General features: G+C 71.6%; 15 protein-coding genes. 5 read left to right on the forward strand and 10 right to left on the reverse strand.

The features are described from left to right. Nucleotides 1–75 precede the first annotated feature (75 nt). Complete coding sequence (locus FDO65_RS04145) at nucleotides 76–1,017, forward strand: LysR family transcriptional regulator (protein WP_137448165.1); 942 nt, start codon at nucleotides 76–78, stop codon at nucleotides 1,015–1,017. 5 nt (nucleotides 1,018–1,022) lie between these two features. Here the strand turns inward: FDO65_RS04145 and arfB are convergent, their stop codons facing one another. From arfB to helR, 7 genes are all read right to left on the reverse strand, one after another. Beyond that, entirely contained in the window at nucleotides 1,023–1,469 is a 447-nt protein-coding gene (gene arfB / locus FDO65_RS04150; protein WP_137448166.1) for an alternative ribosome rescue aminoacyl-tRNA hydrolase ArfB, read from the reverse strand. Between the two features lie 28 nt (nucleotides 1,470–1,497). Continuing rightward, nucleotides 1,498–2,673, reverse strand: a complete 1,176-nt coding sequence (locus FDO65_RS04155) for a VWA domain-containing protein (protein WP_137448167.1) — start codon at nucleotides 2,671–2,673, stop codon at nucleotides 1,498–1,500. Further along, the gene (locus tag FDO65_RS04160; protein ID WP_166442021.1) at nucleotides 2,670–4,982 is read right to left on the reverse strand and encodes a DUF5682 family protein; all 2,313 of its coding nucleotides are present in this window, start codon (nucleotides 4,980–4,982) and stop codon (nucleotides 2,670–2,672) included. The genes FDO65_RS04155 and FDO65_RS04160 overlap by 4 nt, the downstream gene beginning before the upstream one ends. Then, nucleotides 4,979–6,088, reverse strand: a complete 1,110-nt coding sequence (locus FDO65_RS04165; RefSeq protein ID WP_137448169.1) for an ATP-binding protein — start codon at nucleotides 6,086–6,088, stop codon at nucleotides 4,979–4,981. Before FDO65_RS04165 ends, FDO65_RS04160 begins: the two co-directional genes overlap by 4 nt. After that, nucleotides 6,085–7,563 (reverse strand): DUF5691 domain-containing protein, encoded by a 1,479-nt coding sequence (locus FDO65_RS04170; RefSeq protein ID WP_137448170.1) that lies wholly within the window; start codon nucleotides 7,561–7,563, stop codon nucleotides 6,085–6,087. Before FDO65_RS04170 ends, FDO65_RS04165 begins: the two co-directional genes overlap by 4 nt. After that, a complete protein-coding gene (locus tag FDO65_RS04175; protein ID WP_137448171.1) occupies nucleotides 7,560–8,891 on the reverse strand; it encodes an SWIM zinc finger family protein in 1,332 nt (443 codons plus the stop codon). Before FDO65_RS04175 ends, FDO65_RS04170 begins: the two co-directional genes overlap by 4 nt. 204 nt (nucleotides 8,892–9,095) lie before the next feature. After that, nucleotides 9,096–11,330, reverse strand: a complete 2,235-nt coding sequence (gene helR / locus FDO65_RS04180) for an RNA polymerase recycling motor ATPase HelR (RefSeq protein WP_137448172.1) — start codon at nucleotides 11,328–11,330, stop codon at nucleotides 9,096–9,098. Nucleotides 11,331–11,838: 508 nt separating this feature from the next. On the opposite strand from helR, the gene FDO65_RS04185 reads away from it, so the two are divergent. Next, a complete protein-coding gene (locus tag FDO65_RS04185; protein WP_137448173.1) occupies nucleotides 11,839–12,375 on the forward strand; it encodes a hypothetical protein in 537 nt (178 codons plus the stop codon). 55 nt (nucleotides 12,376–12,430) lie between these two features. Here the strand turns inward: FDO65_RS04185 and FDO65_RS04190 are convergent, their stop codons facing one another. Further along, on the reverse strand, nucleotides 12,431–13,258 hold the full coding sequence (locus FDO65_RS04190; RefSeq protein ID WP_137448174.1) for an Fpg/Nei family DNA glycosylase: 828 nt from the start codon (nucleotides 13,256–13,258) through the stop codon (nucleotides 12,431–12,433). Nucleotides 13,259–13,465: 207 nt separating this feature from the next. Between FDO65_RS04190 and FDO65_RS04195 the strand changes: the two genes are divergently transcribed. Beyond that, complete coding sequence (locus FDO65_RS04195; protein ID WP_166442022.1) at nucleotides 13,466–14,188, forward strand: alpha/beta fold hydrolase; 723 nt, start codon at nucleotides 13,466–13,468, stop codon at nucleotides 14,186–14,188. A 35-nt stretch (nucleotides 14,189–14,223) separates the two neighbouring features. Here the strand turns inward: FDO65_RS04195 and FDO65_RS04200 are convergent, their stop codons facing one another. After that, nucleotides 14,224–15,111 (reverse strand): oxygenase MpaB family protein, encoded by an 888-nt coding sequence (locus tag FDO65_RS04200; protein ID WP_137448176.1) that lies wholly within the window; start codon nucleotides 15,109–15,111, stop codon nucleotides 14,224–14,226. 29 nt (nucleotides 15,112–15,140) lie between these two features. Between FDO65_RS04200 and FDO65_RS04205 the strand changes: the two genes are divergently transcribed. Continuing rightward, entirely contained in the window at nucleotides 15,141–16,118 is a 978-nt protein-coding gene (locus tag FDO65_RS04205) for a Gfo/Idh/MocA family protein (protein ID WP_137448177.1), read from the forward strand. A gap of 166 nt (nucleotides 16,119–16,284) precedes the next feature. Continuing rightward, complete coding sequence (locus FDO65_RS22015; protein WP_166442023.1) at nucleotides 16,285–16,422, forward strand: hypothetical protein; 138 nt, start codon at nucleotides 16,285–16,287, stop codon at nucleotides 16,420–16,422. Between the two features lie 372 nt (nucleotides 16,423–16,794). On the opposite strand, the gene FDO65_RS23040 is transcribed toward FDO65_RS22015, so the two are convergent. Next, complete coding sequence (locus FDO65_RS23040) at nucleotides 16,795–16,917, reverse strand: hypothetical protein (protein ID WP_276606811.1); 123 nt, start codon at nucleotides 16,915–16,917, stop codon at nucleotides 16,795–16,797. Between the last annotated feature and the right edge of the window lie 123 nt (nucleotides 16,918–17,040).

The following is a 17,040-nucleotide window of genomic DNA, read 5'->3' on the forward strand; positions in this document are numbered from 1 at the left end:
GTCGACCGTTCACGTCCACGTGGCGATCTCGAACAAACTGTTCACTGTGGATGATGAGTGGTCCATACTGGGCGGGTGGACCCCCGCCGGTTGCGGCTACTACGTGAGCTGGCCCGGCTCGGCTCCATGCAACTGGTCGCCGACGAACTCGGCGTGACCACCTCGACCGTCTCCCAGCAGATCGCCGCGTTGGCCAAGGACGTCGGGCTCGCGCTCATCGAGCCGGACGGTCGTCGGGTGCGGTTGACGCCGGCCGGCCGCCGACTGGCCGACCACGCCGCGACGATCCTCGCCGCGATCGACACCGCGCGGGCCGACCTGCAGCCCGGCGACCCGGCGGGCACCGTCCGGGTCGCCGGGTTCGCCACCGCCATCCGCCGGGCCCTGCTGCCGGCCATCCGCGACCTGTCCCGCGACCATCCGAGGATCACCCTGCGGGTCCGGGAACACGAGCCACCGGAGGCGCTTGACCTGTTGGCCGCCGGCGCCGTCGACCTGGCCCTGGTCTACGACTTCACGGTCGCGCCCCGGGTGCTGGACGAGTCCCTCGAGGTGCTGCCGCTCTGGACGGCGTCGTGGTCGATGGGGGTCCCGGACGATCCGGGGATCGGCCGGTGCGGGGCGGACGCCGAGGGTCTGACCGCCCCCGAAGTGTTGGGCCGCCTCCGAGAGCGGTTGTGCATCGTCAACTCCCGGGACACCGCCGACGAGACCGTGCTGCGTCTGCTGGGTTCGCTGGCCGGTTTCACGCCGCTCATCGCCCATCGGGCCGACAGTCTCGAGCTGGTCGTCGATCTCATCACCGGCGGGCAGGGTGTCGGCCTGCTGCCACAGGCCTGGCCGCCGACCCCCGGCGTCAGACTGCTCCCGCTGCACGATCCGGACGTGGTGCAACGGGCCTTCGTGGTGACCCGACGCGGCCATACGCAGTGGGCTCCGCTGGGCATCGTGCGCCGACTGCTGACCGACCGGGCATCCGCCGACACCGGCGTCCGCGCCACCGCCGCGGACCGGTGACTCGATCAGTCGTCGGGGAGCCGCCCACCGCGCTGCTTCTTCAGTTGTCCCCGCTGCTTCTTGGCGCTGATCCGTCGTTCCTGCGACCCGCGCGTGGGCCTGGTCCTCCTGCGCGGCGGGGCGGGCAAGGCGATCGCCTGCCGGATCGCCGTGGCCAGCCGGGCGCGGGCCGCTTCCCGGTTGCGCAGCTGCTGACGGAATTCGCTGGCCGCGATCGTCAGGACGCCGTCGACCAGCCGCGGACCGAGCCGCTCGGCCAGCCGAGCCCGCTGGAGGCCGGTCAGTCCCGGGATCTCCAGCACCCGCACCGACAGCTCGGCCCGGCTGTCCGCGGTGTTGACGCCCTGGCCGCCGGGTCCGGAGGAGCGGCTGAACCGCCAGTCGAGCATCGCCGCGGGCACGACGAGCCGGTCGGTGACCGGCAGATCGCCGGACGGGTCGTCGGTGGGCACCGGCGGAGTGTGCCGCACCCCGGCGCGCTCAGGCGCGTTCGGCGCGGTAGCGATGGGCCCAGGCCGCGACCTCGCCGCTCTCGATCGCGCACGCCAGGAGATCGGGGAAGGCGTCCGGGGTGCAGGCGAACGCCGGCACCCCGATGGCTTCCAGAGCGGCGGCATGGTCCCGGTCGTAGGCGGGCGCGCCGTTGTCGGAGAGCGCCAACAGGGCCACGACCTGCACGCCGGCCAGTTTCATCGCGTTCATCCGGCGGATGAGCTCGCCGTGGATACCGCCCTCGTACAGGTCGGAGATCAGCACGAAGATGCTGTCGTTCGGAGCGGTGATGAGCTCCTGGCAGTGCGCGACGGCCTTGTTGATGTCGGTGCCACCACCGAGTTGCACCCCGAACAGCACATCCACCGGGTCGGTCAGCTGGTCGGTGAGGTCCACGACGCGGGTGTCGAAGACGACCAGCGACGTCCGCAACGACTTCAGCGAGGCCAGCACCGCGCCGAAAACCGCGGCGTACACGACCGACTCGGCCATGGAACCGGATTGGTCGATGGCGACGACGACGTGCCGCTGCACCTGGTTCTCACGCCGCCCGTAACCGATCAACCGCTCCGGGACGACCGTTCGCCGTTCCGGGATCCAGTGCCGCAGGTTGGCGGCAATCGTCCGCGGCCAGTCGATGTCGGCGGTCCGGCGGGGCCGGCGGCTACGGGACGACCGTTGCAGCGCCCCGCGGATCGACGAGCGGGTCCGCTCGGCCAGCCGCTCCTCGATCTGCCGCACCACCCGACCGACCACCAACCGGGCGGTGGCCCGGGACGTCTCCGGCAGCAACCGGCTCAGCCCCATGATGGTCGCCACCAGTTCGACATCCGGTTCCACCGCCTCGAGCAGTTCCGGTTCGAGCAACAACTGGTGCAGTTGCAGCCGCTCCACCGCATCCCGCTGCAGCACCTGCACCACCGAGGACGGGAAGTAGGTGCGGATGTCTTCGAGCCAACCGACCACCCGCGGCGCGGAGGAACCCAGGCCGGCGCTGCGCTTGCCGCCGCCGGTACCGCCCGGTCCGGTCCGGTCGTAGACCGCACCCAACGCACCGTCCACCCGACGGTCATCGGCGGACAGCGAGACGCCGCTGTCCGCATCGTCCGCGGGCGGCCCGACGAGCAGCCGCCACCGTCGCATCCGTTCGGTCTCGTCGGTCATCGGCCGCGCACCTCGCCCAGGAGAAGCCGGGCGGTGGCGAGCACCGGGGCCGCGACCCGCAGGTCAACCCCGGCGAGCGCGCCTGGATCGGCCACCCGGGCCGAGTCGGAACCGCCCAGAGCACGGGCGGCGGTGAGCAGGTTGCCCCGTTCGGCCGGTTCGAACTGGCCGAACCCCCGACGCAGCAGCGGCGCCACGAGCAGGAACTCGTCGGCGTCCAGGCCGGCCACCCAGCGGTCCAGCACGGACAGCAACGCCCGGTCGTGGATGAGCAGCAGCGCACCGCCGGCGGTGAAACCCTCCACCCACCATGCCTTATCGGTGGTGTCGCGGCCGACGGACAGGGCGGCGTGCAGCCGGTCGGCCGCGGCTTGCCGGTCCATCCGATCGGCGTCCATGAGCAGGCGGACCAGGCGACCACCCAGCAGAGCCGGCAGGTCCCGGCGGTCGGCGGCTTCGGCGAGCGCGCCGTACCACCCATCGCGGGCGGCGCCGGCCGGCAGCAGCGGCACGGCCTCGTGTGCGGCCTCCAGGTGGGGTCGCAGGTCCCGGGCGGCGTCGTCGTTCAGTCCGCCGATCGCCGCCGGCAGTCCGGCGCACAGGCGGGTCAGCACGGCCTGCGCGACATCGGCCAGCGCCCCGGTGTCCACCCCGCGGACCGACCCGTACCGCTGAGCCCGGACCAGCGCGGGCAGGGCCTGCAGCAGGCCGGTGATGTCCGCGCTCGCGGCGGCGAAACGGTCCAGCCGACCGGTCAGATCCCCCAGGACATCGGGGAGTTCGGCGGTGATGGCATCGGCGATGGCGCTGGCGCAGCCGGCCAGGCTGTCCGCGCCATCGACCAGGCGGTGGCCGGCGGCGGACGCCACCGTGGTGCCCCACAGGGACGCCTCGACCAGGCGGACCTCCAGCTCCGGTCGCCAGGCGACGGTCCAGCCCTCCTTGAACGTGCCGGTGCCCGTCACCTGTTCTGGGCGGGCCCAGTCGACCCGCAGGATCCGCAGCCGCCACCACAGCTGCGAGCGGCGCCGGTCGTTGCGGGTGCGCAGGTCCAGCACCACCTCCCGGGGCTTGGGGTCGAACTTGATGCGCAACGACCGGGCGGTGGCCCGGACGTCCGCGGTGAGCGGGACGGTCGGCGCGGCGTCGGGCACACTGCCCAGCTGTTCGCCGACGACCGCCTCGCGCACGACGAACCCGAGGGACAGATCGCTGCCGTCGCACAGCACGGCCCGGGTGGCGTCGAGCACCTCGGTCAGTCCCGGTTCGGGTCGCTCGCGCACGGCGGCCAAGGTGCGGGCCAGGCGGACGGCCTCGATGACGTTCGCCGTGGAAGTGGGAAGGTCGTGGTCTCGCAGTACCCGCGCGGTCGCAGACAGCCAGTGTTCCAACGGGTGGTCGGTGGCGGTGAACAGGTGCCCGTACCAGCCGGGGGAATCCACGCCGGCGCCGTATCCGGACGAGGAAGCCAGCCGGGAGTGGGTCCAAGGCACCCAGGTCGCGGTCACCTTCGCCGCCTGGGTCGTGGCGGTCAGCTGCCGCAGGACGGCGTTGTCGGCGGTCGCCGTGGGGGGTTTGCCGGGTAGCGTGCCGGCCAGTGCGGGGGCATGCCAGGCGCCGCAGACCACCGCGACCCGCTCGGCCCCGGCCTTGACGGCGGCCCGCAGCTGTTTGCGCATCTGCGCCTCGCGCTGCAGGGTGCGCTCGTCGTGCTCGGGATGGGCGGTGCGGACGGCGGTCATCGCCTCGGTGACGGCGTCGAAGGAATCGAGAGGGTCATCCGGGGAACGGTTCTCGACGACGTCCTCCCACCAGCGTTCCGGGTCGTCGTGTCCGGCGGCGCCGGCCAGCAACGCGATCGGGTCGGTCCGCAGCCGCGTCGCCGCGTCATCGGTGTCCGTCGCCGCCTCGGCTTCCGTGTCCGTGTCCGTGTCCGTGTCGGTATGCGGCTCGGTGGGCGCCTGCTCAGCGGGGTCGTCGTCCTTGGGGCGGCCGAGGACCAGGGCCGCCGGCAGATCCATGAACGAGACCGGCACGTCGCGCTCGACGGCCCAGTGCAGGGCCTGCCACTCTGGTGAGAACACAGCGAACGGCCAGAACGCGGCCGCCGCCGGGTCGTCGTTGCGGTAGGCGAGCACGGCGACGGGCGGCCGGAGCTCCGGTTCGGCGACGAGGCCGACCAGCGCGTCGGCCTCCGGAGGCCCCTCGATGAGCAGACGGTCCGGGGAGTACCGCTCCAGGGCGGCGCGGACGGCGCGGGCCGACCCGGGACCGTGGTGCCGCACCCCGAACACCCGGGTGGTGCTCACTCGATGACCTGCCGGCAGGCCCGGTAGAAGTCGCGCCAGTCGCTGCGCTGCCGGACCACGGTCTCCAGGTACTCGGTCCAGGCGACCCGGTCGGCGACGGGGTCCTTGACGACCGCGCCCGTGATGCCGCCGGCGACGTCGGCGGCGCGCAGCACCCCGTCACCGAAGTGGGCGGCCAACGCCCAGCCGCCGGTGACGACCGAGATCGCCTCCGCGGTGGACAGGCTGCCGCTCGGCACCTTCAGCGCGGTCCGACCGTCGGTGGTCACCCCTGCGCGGAGCTCGCGGAAAACGGTGACCACGCGGCGGATCTCGTCGCTCGCCTCCGTGGTGGGCAGGTCCAGGGTGCGGCCCAGTTCGGCGACCCGGGTGGCGACGCTGCCGACTTCCTCCTCGATGCCGGCCGGCAGCGGGAGCACCACGGTGTTGAAGCGGCGCCGTAGCGCCGCGGACAGGTCGTTGACCCCGCGGTCGCGGTCGTTGGCGGTGGCGATGACGTTGAACCCCCGGCGGGCGGCCACCTCGGTCCCGATCTCCGGGATGGGCAGCGTCTTCTCGCTGAGCACCGTGATCAACGCGTCCTGCACGTCCGACGGCATCCGGGTCAGTTCCTCGATGCGGGCGATGGCGCCGGTCCGCATCGCGGTGAGCACGGGCGACGGGACCAGCGCGGCCTCGCTCGGGCCCTCGGCGAGCAGTCGCGCGTAGTTCCACCCGTACCGGATCGACTCCTCACCGGTGCCGGCGGTGCCCTGGATGAGCAGCGTGGAGTCCCCACTGATGGCCGCGGCCAGATGCTCGGACACCCACGATTTCGCGGTCCCCGGCACACCGAGTAACAGCAGGGCACGATCGGTGGCGACGGTGGCCACAGCCACTTCCATCAGCCGCCGCGACCCGACGTACTTGGGACTGATGACCGTGTCGCCGGCGGTCCCACCCAGCAGGTAGGTGACCACCGCCCACGGTGACAGACGCCAGCTCTCCGGGCGGGGCCGGTCATCCACGGCCGCCAGCGCTGTCAGTTCAGTGGCGAACTGCTGCTCGGCGTGGGGCCGCAGGATGGTGGGGGCATCGGTCACTGCGTCGGTCACTGCGTCGGTCATCGAGAACCTTCCGGGCGGGGGAGCGCACCGTGCAGGACGGCCCGCAGGGTGAGGATTCGGACGGCGGGGGAGGCGCGGGAGACCAGGGCGCTGGCGTTCTCACCGGACGCGCGCTCGATGATCTGCCGGGCCAGGCCGGCGATCTCGGGGCAGTCGGCGAGGGCGGTGCGTTCGGCCCAGGCGTCCCACAGTGGTCGCGCGGCCGGGATGCCGACGGCGCCGGAGGTGGCGAGCCAGGGGCCCAGCCGGCGGCTCACCCCGATCGGCCAGGGCCGCTCGAGCGCGTCCAGCAGCGGGCTGAGATGGCCGGGCCGCACCCGCGGGTCGGCCAGCAGCCGTTCGAAACAGGCCGTCAGCGCGTCCGGGGCCAGGACCGCCCACAGGCCGGCATCGACGACGGGGGTGGGCCCGGCGTCCGCGGCGACGTCGAGTTGCTGGCGGACCAGGACGAAGGCCAGGTCGGCGTGGCGGAAGGTCACGGCGGCGCGCCGGAAACCGGGGCGCAGCGGCCGTAGTTCGGGCGCGCCGACCAGCGGCAGGAGATCGGCGCCGAAGACGGTCGGCCAGTCGACGGGGTCGATGCGGCTCAGGACCGTGGTCCACGGGTCGTGGTCGGGGGCCGGCCAGGGGGCGAACTCCTGGGGCGTCGGGTCGGTCAGGGTGATCACCGGCGGGCGCAGCAGCCGACGGCGCACCACGAGGTGCCGGGCGGCCAGGGTCTGCATGTCGCGGCGGAGCGGCGACTGCGGGATCCGGGTGAGCAGATCGAGCGCGGCCATGACGACGGCGCGGCTCCGGTCGCCGACCGCGGCCAGCAGCAGGTCCTGGTCGGCCGGGCCGAGGTTGACGGACAGGGCGGCCAGCAGCTCCACCCGGCTCGCCGCCGGTTCCCGGGTGAAACCGTCCGCCAGCAGCGCCCGAGCTCCGTCCGGATCGACGCGGCGGCGGGCCCGCAGCCAGCGGGTGCGATCGAGCAACGTGCCGTCGTCCCAGACCCGCGGGTCGTCCGGATCGGGGCCGCCGGCCGCGGCCCAGCGCGGGTTCAGGACCGTCAGCAGGCCACCGATCGCTCCGCCGACCGGCCCGGCCGCGGCCGACCGCACGGCCGTGCGCGGGTCGTCCAGCAGCACCGGGACCAGGTCGGGCGGCAGTCGCAGCCCGGCCCGGTCGATCGCGGTGATGGCTTCGACGAGAACCGCCTCGTGTGTGCGCATGCGGACCAGTTCCTGGCGGACGGCGTCCGGTATCTCGGGCCGGGTCTCCGCGGGGGCGGTAGCCGCCGCGGACGGATCCGCTGGGGACGACGGTCGGGGGGTGCACCGTCGGGCGACGGCCGACAGGGCGGCGGCATCGAGGAGCGCGACCGCCGGCTCGTCGGCCGGCCCGGCCGGGCGCAGTTCGTCGGGGAGTCGGTCGAGGTCGAGTCCGCGACGGGCGGTGCCGACCGTGGCGGCGACGACGAGATCGCCGGTCACCAGACCGCTCCCAGCCGGGTGATGGCACCGTCGCGGGTCACGGCGGCGGGCCGGAGACCGTCGGGGTTCCATTCCCCGGCGATGTCGACGACGGTGCCGGCGGTCATCGCGAACAGTCGCCACAGTTCGAGGTCCTCACCGACGAGGGTGACCGTCCGGCCGGTGGGGTCGGTGAGCACCCATCCGGCGGGCAGCGGGTCCACCCGGCCACGGATGACGACGGCGATCTGCCGTTGCCAGGGGTCGGCCGCCAGCGCGGTGGTCCACCGGGTAGCCGCCTCCTCGACGGTGTCCACCGGCGGTCGCCACCCGGTCACGGGCACGGGGTCGGTGTGCACGGCGCCGACGGCGGCGCGCAGGCCGGCCCGCCCGGGATAGAAGTGCAGGTCGGCGTCGATGACGGTGCCCGGGATCAGTGAGGTGTCGGGGGCGGCGTTGCCCGTGGTGAAGAACAGCACCTGCGCCCAACGGCCCCGGTCCCGTCCGTGCAACCACACCCGGCGGGTGCTGACGGTCTCACTGTCGAGGTCGCGCAGGGCGACGACCGTCCAGGTGTCCCGCTCCGCCGGTCGGGCCAGGACGTCGGCCTTGGGCACCGTGAAACCGATGTGTTCGCGGACGGTGTCGACCAGGTCGGGCGGTAGATCGGATCGGCCGGCCCACCCCCGGTTCAGCAGGTGCAGCAGGGCCAGTTCGTCCAGCAGCCGGGCCGGCCAGTCGGGGCCGCCGGCGCTGACCAACGGCGGGAGCCGCCGCAGCCACGCCGCCACCCCCGGGGCCTGGGCGTCCACCATCCGGGCGGCGGTCGGTTCGGCCCATGCCCACGGATCGGCAGCCACCCGGGCCAGGCCGGCGGCGACCTGATCGGCCAGCCAGCGGTCCAGCTCGGCCAGGCCGTCGTCGACCCGGCGCTCCCGTTCGGCGGCGCGGTCGGCGGTGGCGGCCAGCTGCGCCGCGGTGCGTTCGGGCGGGGCGTCCGTGGCAGCAGCGGCCTTGGTCCGCGCGCCGGCAGCGAAAGCCGCCGCCCTGGCGGTGATCTCACCGGACTCACCGATCGCACCCGCCGCCCACAGGAACAGCAGACCGAGGGCGTGCTTGCAGGGGAACTTCCGGGATGGGCACGAACACTGGTAGCGGCGGCCGGCGGTGTCGACAGTGACTTCGTAGGGGGTGCGTCCGCTGCCCTGGCACTGACCCCACACCAGCCCCTCGGCCGACCCCACCGACGACCACGGCCCGGGGGTGGCCAGCCGCCGGCCGGCGACCTGCGCGGCCGAGTCCGGCGCAGCCGCCATCACCTGCTCGACACTCCACCTCGTCCCGACCACCCGGTCACTGTAGGCAGCCATGATCGGGGCGCGGACCCAGGCCTGACCGGCGCCGGTCGACGGCGCAGGACCGACCGGCTCCGTCGCGCATGTTCCTCGAAGCCTTGACCAGTCCGAGTGTGGCGTTCACTCTCGGGTCGCCCATCCGACGCGACTGTCGAGTTCTTCCTCGTCCGGCCTCTCCTCGGCCGCCGACGAGCACGTCTAGCGGCTCACCATCACCAGCTCACCGGTCGAGCGGGTCATGGCGACGTACCGGTCGACGGCCCGGGCCCGGTGATGCTCGGGGTCGGCGACCAGTGGCTCGTCGGGATCGACCAGGACGACGAGATCGAACTCCAGGCCCTTGACGGTGAGCGGGTCGAGCGACCGCACCCGGGTCGAAGGTGGTGAGTAGTCGGCCGCACCGATGACACAGGCCACCCCGTCGTCGTTCTCGCGCAGCCAGTCCCGGACGACCTGGTCGAGCTCAGCCAGCCGAGCGCAGTGGACCGGCCGCCCACTGCGGCGGACGGACACGGGGACGGTCGCATCCGGGACGGCGGCGAGGATGACCGGGGCGGCCATCTCCATCACTTCCTCCGGGGTGCGGTAGTTGATGGTCAGGGTGTGTTCCCGGACCTGTCGGAACCCGGCCGCCGTCAGCCGGTGGGTCCACGGGCCATCGGTGTCGACCCGCGATTGCGCCCGGTCACCGGCGATGGTGAAACTCTGACTGGGGCAGCGGGCCAGCAGCATCTGCCACTCGGCGCGGGTGAGTTCCTGGGCCTCGTCGACGACGACGTGGGCGAAGGGCCCGGCGAACCGGTCCCGCGGGCTGTCGTCGGGGTCGTCCTCGATGAGCGCCGCACGCATGTCGTCGATCCGGAACATCGACATCACCTGCAGTTCCGTGTCGTCCGACGCCATCAGATGGTCGACCACATCGCTCATCGCTCGTTCGCGCGATTGTTCGTCCGCGGCTCGTCGTCGACGCCGGTCCGCGATCTGACTGTCGCCGAGGCGGCGGCAGGCCGCGTCCAGCCACGGCAGGTCGGCGACCGTCCATGCGGTCGGTTCCCGTCGCTGCAGGGCGTCGACACGAGCGTTGTCCCAGTCGGGGGCGCAGCGCCGCAGGTAGGCCCGAACGGTCCACAGGTCGCCGATCAGGTCGGTGGCTTCGATCATCGGCCAGGCGCGGTGCAGCGTCGCGCGCAGGTCCCGGTGCCGACGGAGAGCTCGCCGCTGCTCGCCGACCTCCACGTCCCCGCCGTCGACATCGTCCTTCGGTAAGAGGATGTCGACGATCTCGTTGAGGATCGGTTCCCGAGCCTCGTTGTGCGGCACCCCGGTCTCTCGGACAGCCGCGGAGGCGGCGGCCCAGTCGGCAGCGGTGACGACGTGGTCCCGCCAGTCGGTCTCGATCACCAGGTCGTCGGTGGGCGGGTCCTCGTGGAATCGCACCGCCGCGTCCACGATGGCGCTCACGTCGGCGTCCCCCTTCCAGCGGGCCACCTGCGGGTCGGTCTCGGCCTGCGCGCGGACGCCCTCGGGGACGAGGTCGCGCAGGGTCGTGGTCAGCACCCCTTCCTCCCCGAGACTGGGCAGGACGTCACCGACGTAGGACAGGTACTGGCGGTGCGGGCCGATGAACAGCACGCCACCCCGGCGGTGCCCCAGGCGGGGATCGGCGTAGAGCAGGTATGCGGTGCGGTGCAGGGCGACCACCGTCTTGCCGGTGCCGGGTCCACCGTCGACGACCAGCGCGCCGGCGGAGTCGGCCCGGATGATCGCGTCCTGGTCGGCGGCGATGGTGCCCAGCACGTCCCGCATCTTGTCGGTCCGGCTTGCGCCGAGGCTGGCCAAGAATGCCGATTGATCATCAAAGGCAGCCTGTTCTGCCTGCTGACCGGAGGCCGAGTCCAGCAACTCCCGGTCGAACACCTCGTCCCAGTAGTCAGTGATGCGCCCGGCCGTCCAGTGATAGCGACGACGACTGCGCAGACCACGCGGATCGCCGTGGGTGGCGGCGAAGAAGGGCTCGGCGCCGGGGGAGCGCCAGTCGACCAGCAGGGTGCGGCCGTCAGCGGTCGAGACGCCGCGACGGCCGATGTACCGCGGCGCACCGCCACCGAGCGGGATGACGCGGCCCAGGCACAGGTCGAGGCCGTAGCGCTGCAGGTCCCGGTGCCGGGCGGTGAGCCGGTGGATCTCCTGGTCGCGTTCCATCGCCACCGGGCCCTCTCTGTCCAGCACATCCCGGCCCTGTTGGCCGGCCTCCCGCCGGGTGGTCGCCAGACGGCTGTCCACGGCGGCCATCTCGGCGGCCAGGCACTCCCGCAGCTCGGTGAAGAACCGTTCGTCCTCCGCGACCAGGACCGCGGCGGCCTTGGCCGACCGGCAGGCCGGCAACGCGAACACGGTGGCGCGGGGGTCGGTCGGCGGATGGGTCGATGACACGTCGGCAGCTCCAGACCGGCGCACTCCCGAGGAGTTTCCCCAGGTGGGCACCTACGGCTGACGAGTGTGCGACCGACCCGGGGTCTTGCCGCAAGACCGGGGGTGCGCTATAGCTTGGAGTGGGAGAGAAGACCATTCGGCGTGATCGGGACGGATGGCCGACCTCATGGCACTGGCCTGCTGCCCCGTGCCTACGGAGTTCCAAGACGAAGTCGCATTTGAGACCTTCGCGGCGATGCGAGTGCTCGGCCGATCGTGCGCGTGGGGCCGCAAGGCCAGCCGACGCTCACGTGCTGAGCGCGGTTGCCGGGCCCGCGCGGGAACCCTTCGCCCGGATCCGTGTCCGGTTCGCGCGACATGTCGCGACTACTGGCAACGGTGCGTGAACCGAGGGTCGCCCGGCTGGGTGAGGTCACGAAAAGGTCACAGCAACATCTCGACAAGATCACAGCGAGGGGTAGCGTCTTCCGTCAGTTGCGTGTCCCGATCCAATGAGGAGGACCCCCGCATGACGAACATCAAGACCCGCATCGCTGCCGGAATCGGCGCCCTAGGCATCGCTCTCGGCGCCGCCGTCGCCCTGCCCGGTACCGCGTCCGCCGCCGCGGACTGCCAGGGCAGCAGCTACTCCGGCCACTGCGTCGACACGACGAACGTGGTGAGCGGCGAGATCATTCTCGACACCGTTCCACTGCAGAACAACTCGCCCTACACCGCGACCATGACCTGTTCGTTCGGACAGGCGGCCACCGCCGAACTATCGGCCACCGCGACGATCTCGGGTGAGGTCTCCGGACAGATCGTCGGCGCCGTCAAGGCCACCGCGGGCGTTTCGGCGTCGGTTTCGGTGACGGCGTCGGCATCGGCGAGCACCGAGGCCGCCGGTTCCATCGAACTCGGACCCGGCCAGTCGGTCGTCTGCCAGCGGTTCGCCAGCGTCTACACGACCGACGTCCACGAGTACGACTACTCGCCGTCCGGTACGTCCAACGAACGGAACTACTCGGCCACCGTGCCGTCCACGATCGGCGCCCGCATCTCCTGACGGACGACCGACCCGAACCACGGTGGTCGGGTGGCGCCCCGCCGCCCGGCCACCGTCAGTCGGCCTGACACGACGGACACCAGAACAGGTTCCGCGCCACCATCACCTCGGTCCGCACCGCAGTGCCACAGATCCGGCAAGGCAACCCGGCCCGGCGGTAGACGTAATGGGCGTCCAGTCGCCGGGCCTGGCCGGTGCGACGCGCCCGGTCCTCGGGGCGGGTGGTCACGATCCGCCCGGCCCGCACACCCGCCTTCATCAGCGTGACGGTGTCCTCCCATAGCGGTTCCCACTCGTCGACGGTGATCGCCTTGCCCGGCCGGAACGGCGAGATCCTTTGCCGGAACAGCACTTCCGCCCGGTAGACGTTGCCGATACCGGCCAGCACGGACTGATCCATCAACAGCGCCCCGATCGACGTCCGGGACCGGGAGATCCGGGCGAACGCCCGCTCCGAATCGGCCCGCCCCGCGGCGCCGCGCTTGGCGCGCAACGGGTCCGGGCCGAGCCGGTCGAGGATGCTCTGCACCTCACCGTCGTCCAGCAACTCGCAGGCGGTCGCCCCGCGCAGGTCGGTCCACACCCCCGCACCGTCCTCACCAGGACCCTCCCAGCGCATGCGCAGCGCACCCCGCGGCTCCGGCGGCTCACCGGTACCCGTCGTGTACTTGCCGTACAGGCCCAGGTGCACGTGCACGGTGTCCGCGCCGAAGTGCGCGAACAGGTGCTTGCCGTAGGAGGTGACGTCGTCCAGGACCCGGCCGTCGATCAGGGCGGCCTCGCGGGCGAACCGGCCCTGCGGGCTGGAGACGCGCACCTCCCGCCCGGCGAAGGCGGCGTCCTGCTCACGAGCGAGGCGGAAGAGGGTATGTCCTTCGGGCACCGAGCCATTGTTCCCAGCGGGAAGATCGCTGACGCGACGTGCGGTTCGTTGCGCACGCTCTGGCCAGGTCGCAGTGAGGGGTGCGGCGGGCGACGGTGCGAAGAGGTCAGGCTCTAGTGTTCGGCGTGATCGAGAGGCCACGTCGGGGGACAGATGATCACTGAGCAGGCCAGCCGGACGCCGGTCGGATCGTGGACGGTCCATGCGGTGACCGTGAGCCCGGAAGCGGGAGCGCCGGAAGGGCGTCCCACGGTGGTCATGGTCCACGGGCTGGGCATGTCCGCCCGGTCGCTACTGCCGACCGCCCGCCTGCTGGCCCGGGACTTCCGGGTGGTCCTTCCCGAACTGCCCGGCAACGGCCGGAGCACACGGCCGGCTGACGTCCTCGACGTCCCCGCCCTGGCCGACGCACTGGTCGATTGGATGGACAGGGTCGGTTTGCCGTCAGCCGTGCTCGTCGGACATTCGCTGGGCTCGCAGGTGGCCGTGCATGCCGCCGGTCGTCATCCGGACCGGGTCACCGCCCTGGTCCTGGTCAGCCCGAGCCGCGACCCGCTCATCAACACCCCCTGGAAGAAGGCCTTGCGACTCCTGCTCGACGGGCCCCGCGAGTCCCCGAAGCTCCTGCCGGTCGCCGTCGTCGACTACCTCCGAGCCGGCCCCATCCGCATGTGGCGCACCCTACGGGCCTCGCTGGAGACCGATCCAATCCGCACCCTCGGCCGCGTCCGGCAACCCACCCTGGTGGTACGCGGGGACCGGGACCTGCTGGTCTCCCCGTGGTGGGCGCGGACCATCTGCGCGGTGGTCGGTGACGGGCGCGTCGCCACCGTGACCGATGGCCCGCACGGTCTGCCGTTCAGCACTCCAGCAGATCTCACGCGGGCGATCATGCCCTTCCTCCGCGACTACCCCGGCCTTTTGTCATAGACCTCGGGCGACGACCCCGGCTTCCCTGTGGCGAGTCATCGGAGTCCGTCCGGACCGCCGGGAAGCGGCCCGAGATCGCCGAGTCGATACCCGTCGGGATAGACGTCACCCGCGGGTTGTCCCGGGACGAACCAGGGACCGGTCGACGGCCGCCGCCACCGGATCGCGAGGTTCCGCAATCGATAGCAGACATCCACCAGGCAACAGGCCATCCGACCGACCCGGGGGAGTCCCAGCGCCTCGGAGAGCGGCGGCTCCCCCAGCAGAGCGCTGATCGCCCACGGTGTCCTTCGACGCAGCACACGGGGAAGACGCCCGGCGACGACGCGATGGGTGGCCGACATCAGCTGGCCCGCAGCCGGACTCGGAGCGCGGTGACGGGCCTCGAAGGCGTCGAGCATCTCCGCCGCCTCGGCGTAGGAGCGCGGCAGGTGCCGGATACCCATCCGTCGACCCAGCTCGCGATAGAACCGCGCGCCCGCCTCCCGCTCCGCCGGCAGCAGCGGTCGCCATCCCCGCCGTTCGATCCACCGCATCGGAACCACGATGAAAGCGCACAGCACGTAGGTGAAATCCTCCTGGGCAATCGGCCAGGGCCGGTGCACCTCCCCGAGGAACCGCACCATCTCGCGACCACGTGGATGGTCGAAACCCTGGGCGATCAGCTCGGAGATGACCAGACCGGTGTCGTAGGCCCGCTTGACGGGCCGTCCGGTCATCTCACCGGTGCCCACCAACAGATCGGCGATACGGGGGATCGAGAACACCCGGTAGAACGCCATATTCGCCCCGAGCTTGGCGTCGGCCGGGAAGTCGTACAGCATCGTGAACTGGTGGATGCGTAGATAGTCGGATTGTGGATCCAGGACGTGGATCTCCCCACGGTGGTCCCCACGGCCCGGCTGCGGACGACCACGTTTCACCGTTCCATTCTTGCGCGACAAGGAGTGCGATGACCCGCTACGCCACCATCGGCACCAGTTCCATCGTCGACCGTTGCCTGCAGGCCGGCGCACAGGTGCCCGGCTTCGAGCACACCGTCGTCTACTCCCGCGACGCCGGCCGGGGGCGTGAGTTCGCCGCGCGGCACGGGTCGGCCCGGGTGGTGACCAGCCTCGACGCCCTGGCGGCCGCGCCGGACGTCGACGTCGTCTACCTCGCCAGCCCGAACACGTTCCACCACCAGCAGGCCGCCCGGATGCTGGATGCCGGCAAACACGTGCTCGTCGAGAAAGCGGCCACCGCGACCGCGGCCGAGTTCGCCGACCTGCGGGCCAGGGCCGTCGCGAACGGACGGGTCGTCGTCGAGTCGATCCGCAGCCTGTTCGACCCCAGCCGCGCCGTGATCGAGAGCCTGCTGCCGAAGCTCGGCACCATCCGCCGGGTCAGCTTCCGTTACTGCCAGCGCTCCAGCCGGTACGACCGTTTCCGGGCGGGGGAGACGGTCAACATCTTCGATCCCCGCATGGCGGCCGGCGCGTTGATGGACATCGGGACGTACTGCGTGAACCCGCTGATCGCCTGGTTCGGCGAACCCCGGTCGGTGCAGTCGTCCTCGGTCCTGCTCGACAACGGGATCGACGGCGCCGGAACGATCGTTGCCGACTATCCGGGCATGATCGCCGAGATCGTCTACAGCAAGATCACCGGCAGCGACACGCCCAGTGAGATCCAGGGTGAGCAGGCCACTCTCGTCATCGACGTCGTGCACAACCCGCGGCGTCTGCGACTGCTGCACGCCGACGGTTCGCAAGAGGACTTCACTGTCGACAAGCCCCGGCCGCAACAGGCTGACGTCCTGCAGGCCATGGACCGACTGATCGCCGAACCCGCGTTGGCCACCCCCTACAACGACACCTCGCTGGCGGCTCTGCGGCTCATGGACGCCGTCCGGCTATCTGCTGGGGTGCGTTTCCCGAACGACGGTTGATTGTTGCCGCGACGGGGGGATGATCGCGGCGTGACCGGCGGGGAGATGAGGAGGTGGGGGATGGCCGCGCGCGATGATCGGCAGGAGGCCGCCGACACCGACCCCCGCGCGACCGCCCGGTGGAGAGCGAGCTGCGCGAGCAGATTCGTTCTCGCTGGCAGACCTCGTGGCCGGCCGGGCCCCTCACGACGACATCCGTCGGTGGGCCCGGCGGCAGTTGGAAGGGTCGGTCGCCGACAACGAACTCGACATCCATCTCACCGAGGATGACGTCACCCTGGTCCTGCACTCGGTGACGAAATGACGAAAAGGCGGCGAAAGACACCGCAGGAGAAGGAGCAGCTCAGTCTCGAACGGGACCGGCGTAACTCCTACGGCGAGAACGACAAAGCGTCCCGCAAGAACATCCCGCGGGCCAAGGCACGGGCCCGCCGAGCCAATCGCCACGCTGCGACAACGGCGTTGAGTCGCACTGTGGGGGAACCCGACGCAGATCTCAATACGGCGGTCGACGACGTCGTCATGGGCCGTCGGGACAAGACGTGGGACAAGCGGCCGGATCAACCGTTGGCACAACACCTGGCGAAGCGTCGAATCCGACCCGTTGGTCCCGAAACGTCACAGTGACGTATCGGGACCAACGGGCGGCGCCGAACAGTGGCAGCCCGTGTGGGGTCTACTCGGTCGGGAAGTCCTCGACGTCTTCCTTGACCTCTTCGGGTTCGACCGGCAGCTTGTCGTCGATCAGCGCCTCCTTGTGGTCCTCGGAGACGGCAGTGGTCGTGGTGTCGTCGCTCATGGGATGTCCTCCGTGCGGTGTGGGCTCAAAGACGTGTGGTGGACCTTCGGGTACCCACATGCAGGGCGAGACAGTCAGTGTGGCCACTCCGGGGAGGGTCGATCTTCGATCTAGTCGACATAA

It is taken from the genome of Nakamurella flava (assembly GCF_005298075.1).
Classification (GTDB): Bacteria; Actinomycetota; Actinomycetes; order Mycobacteriales; family Nakamurellaceae; genus Nakamurella; species Nakamurella flava.

Coding starts and splice junctions, on each gene's coding strand:
- FDO65_RS04155 (WP_137448167.1), bottom strand. CDS start 2,673: ATGACCGACGAGACCGAACGGATGCGACGGTGGCGGCTGCTCGTCGGG.
- FDO65_RS23040 (WP_276606811.1), bottom strand. CDS start 16,917: ATGAGCGACGACACCACGACCACTGCCGTCTCCGAGGACCACAAGGAG.
- FDO65_RS04205 (WP_137448177.1), top strand. CDS start 15,141: ATGACCCGCTACGCCACCATCGGCACCAGTTCCATCGTCGACCGTTGC.
- FDO65_RS04165 (WP_137448169.1), bottom strand. CDS start 6,088: ATGACCGACGCAGTGACCGACGCAGTGACCGATGCCCCCACCATCCTG.
- FDO65_RS04185 (WP_137448173.1), top strand. CDS start 11,839: ATGACGAACATCAAGACCCGCATCGCTGCCGGAATCGGCGCCCTAGGC.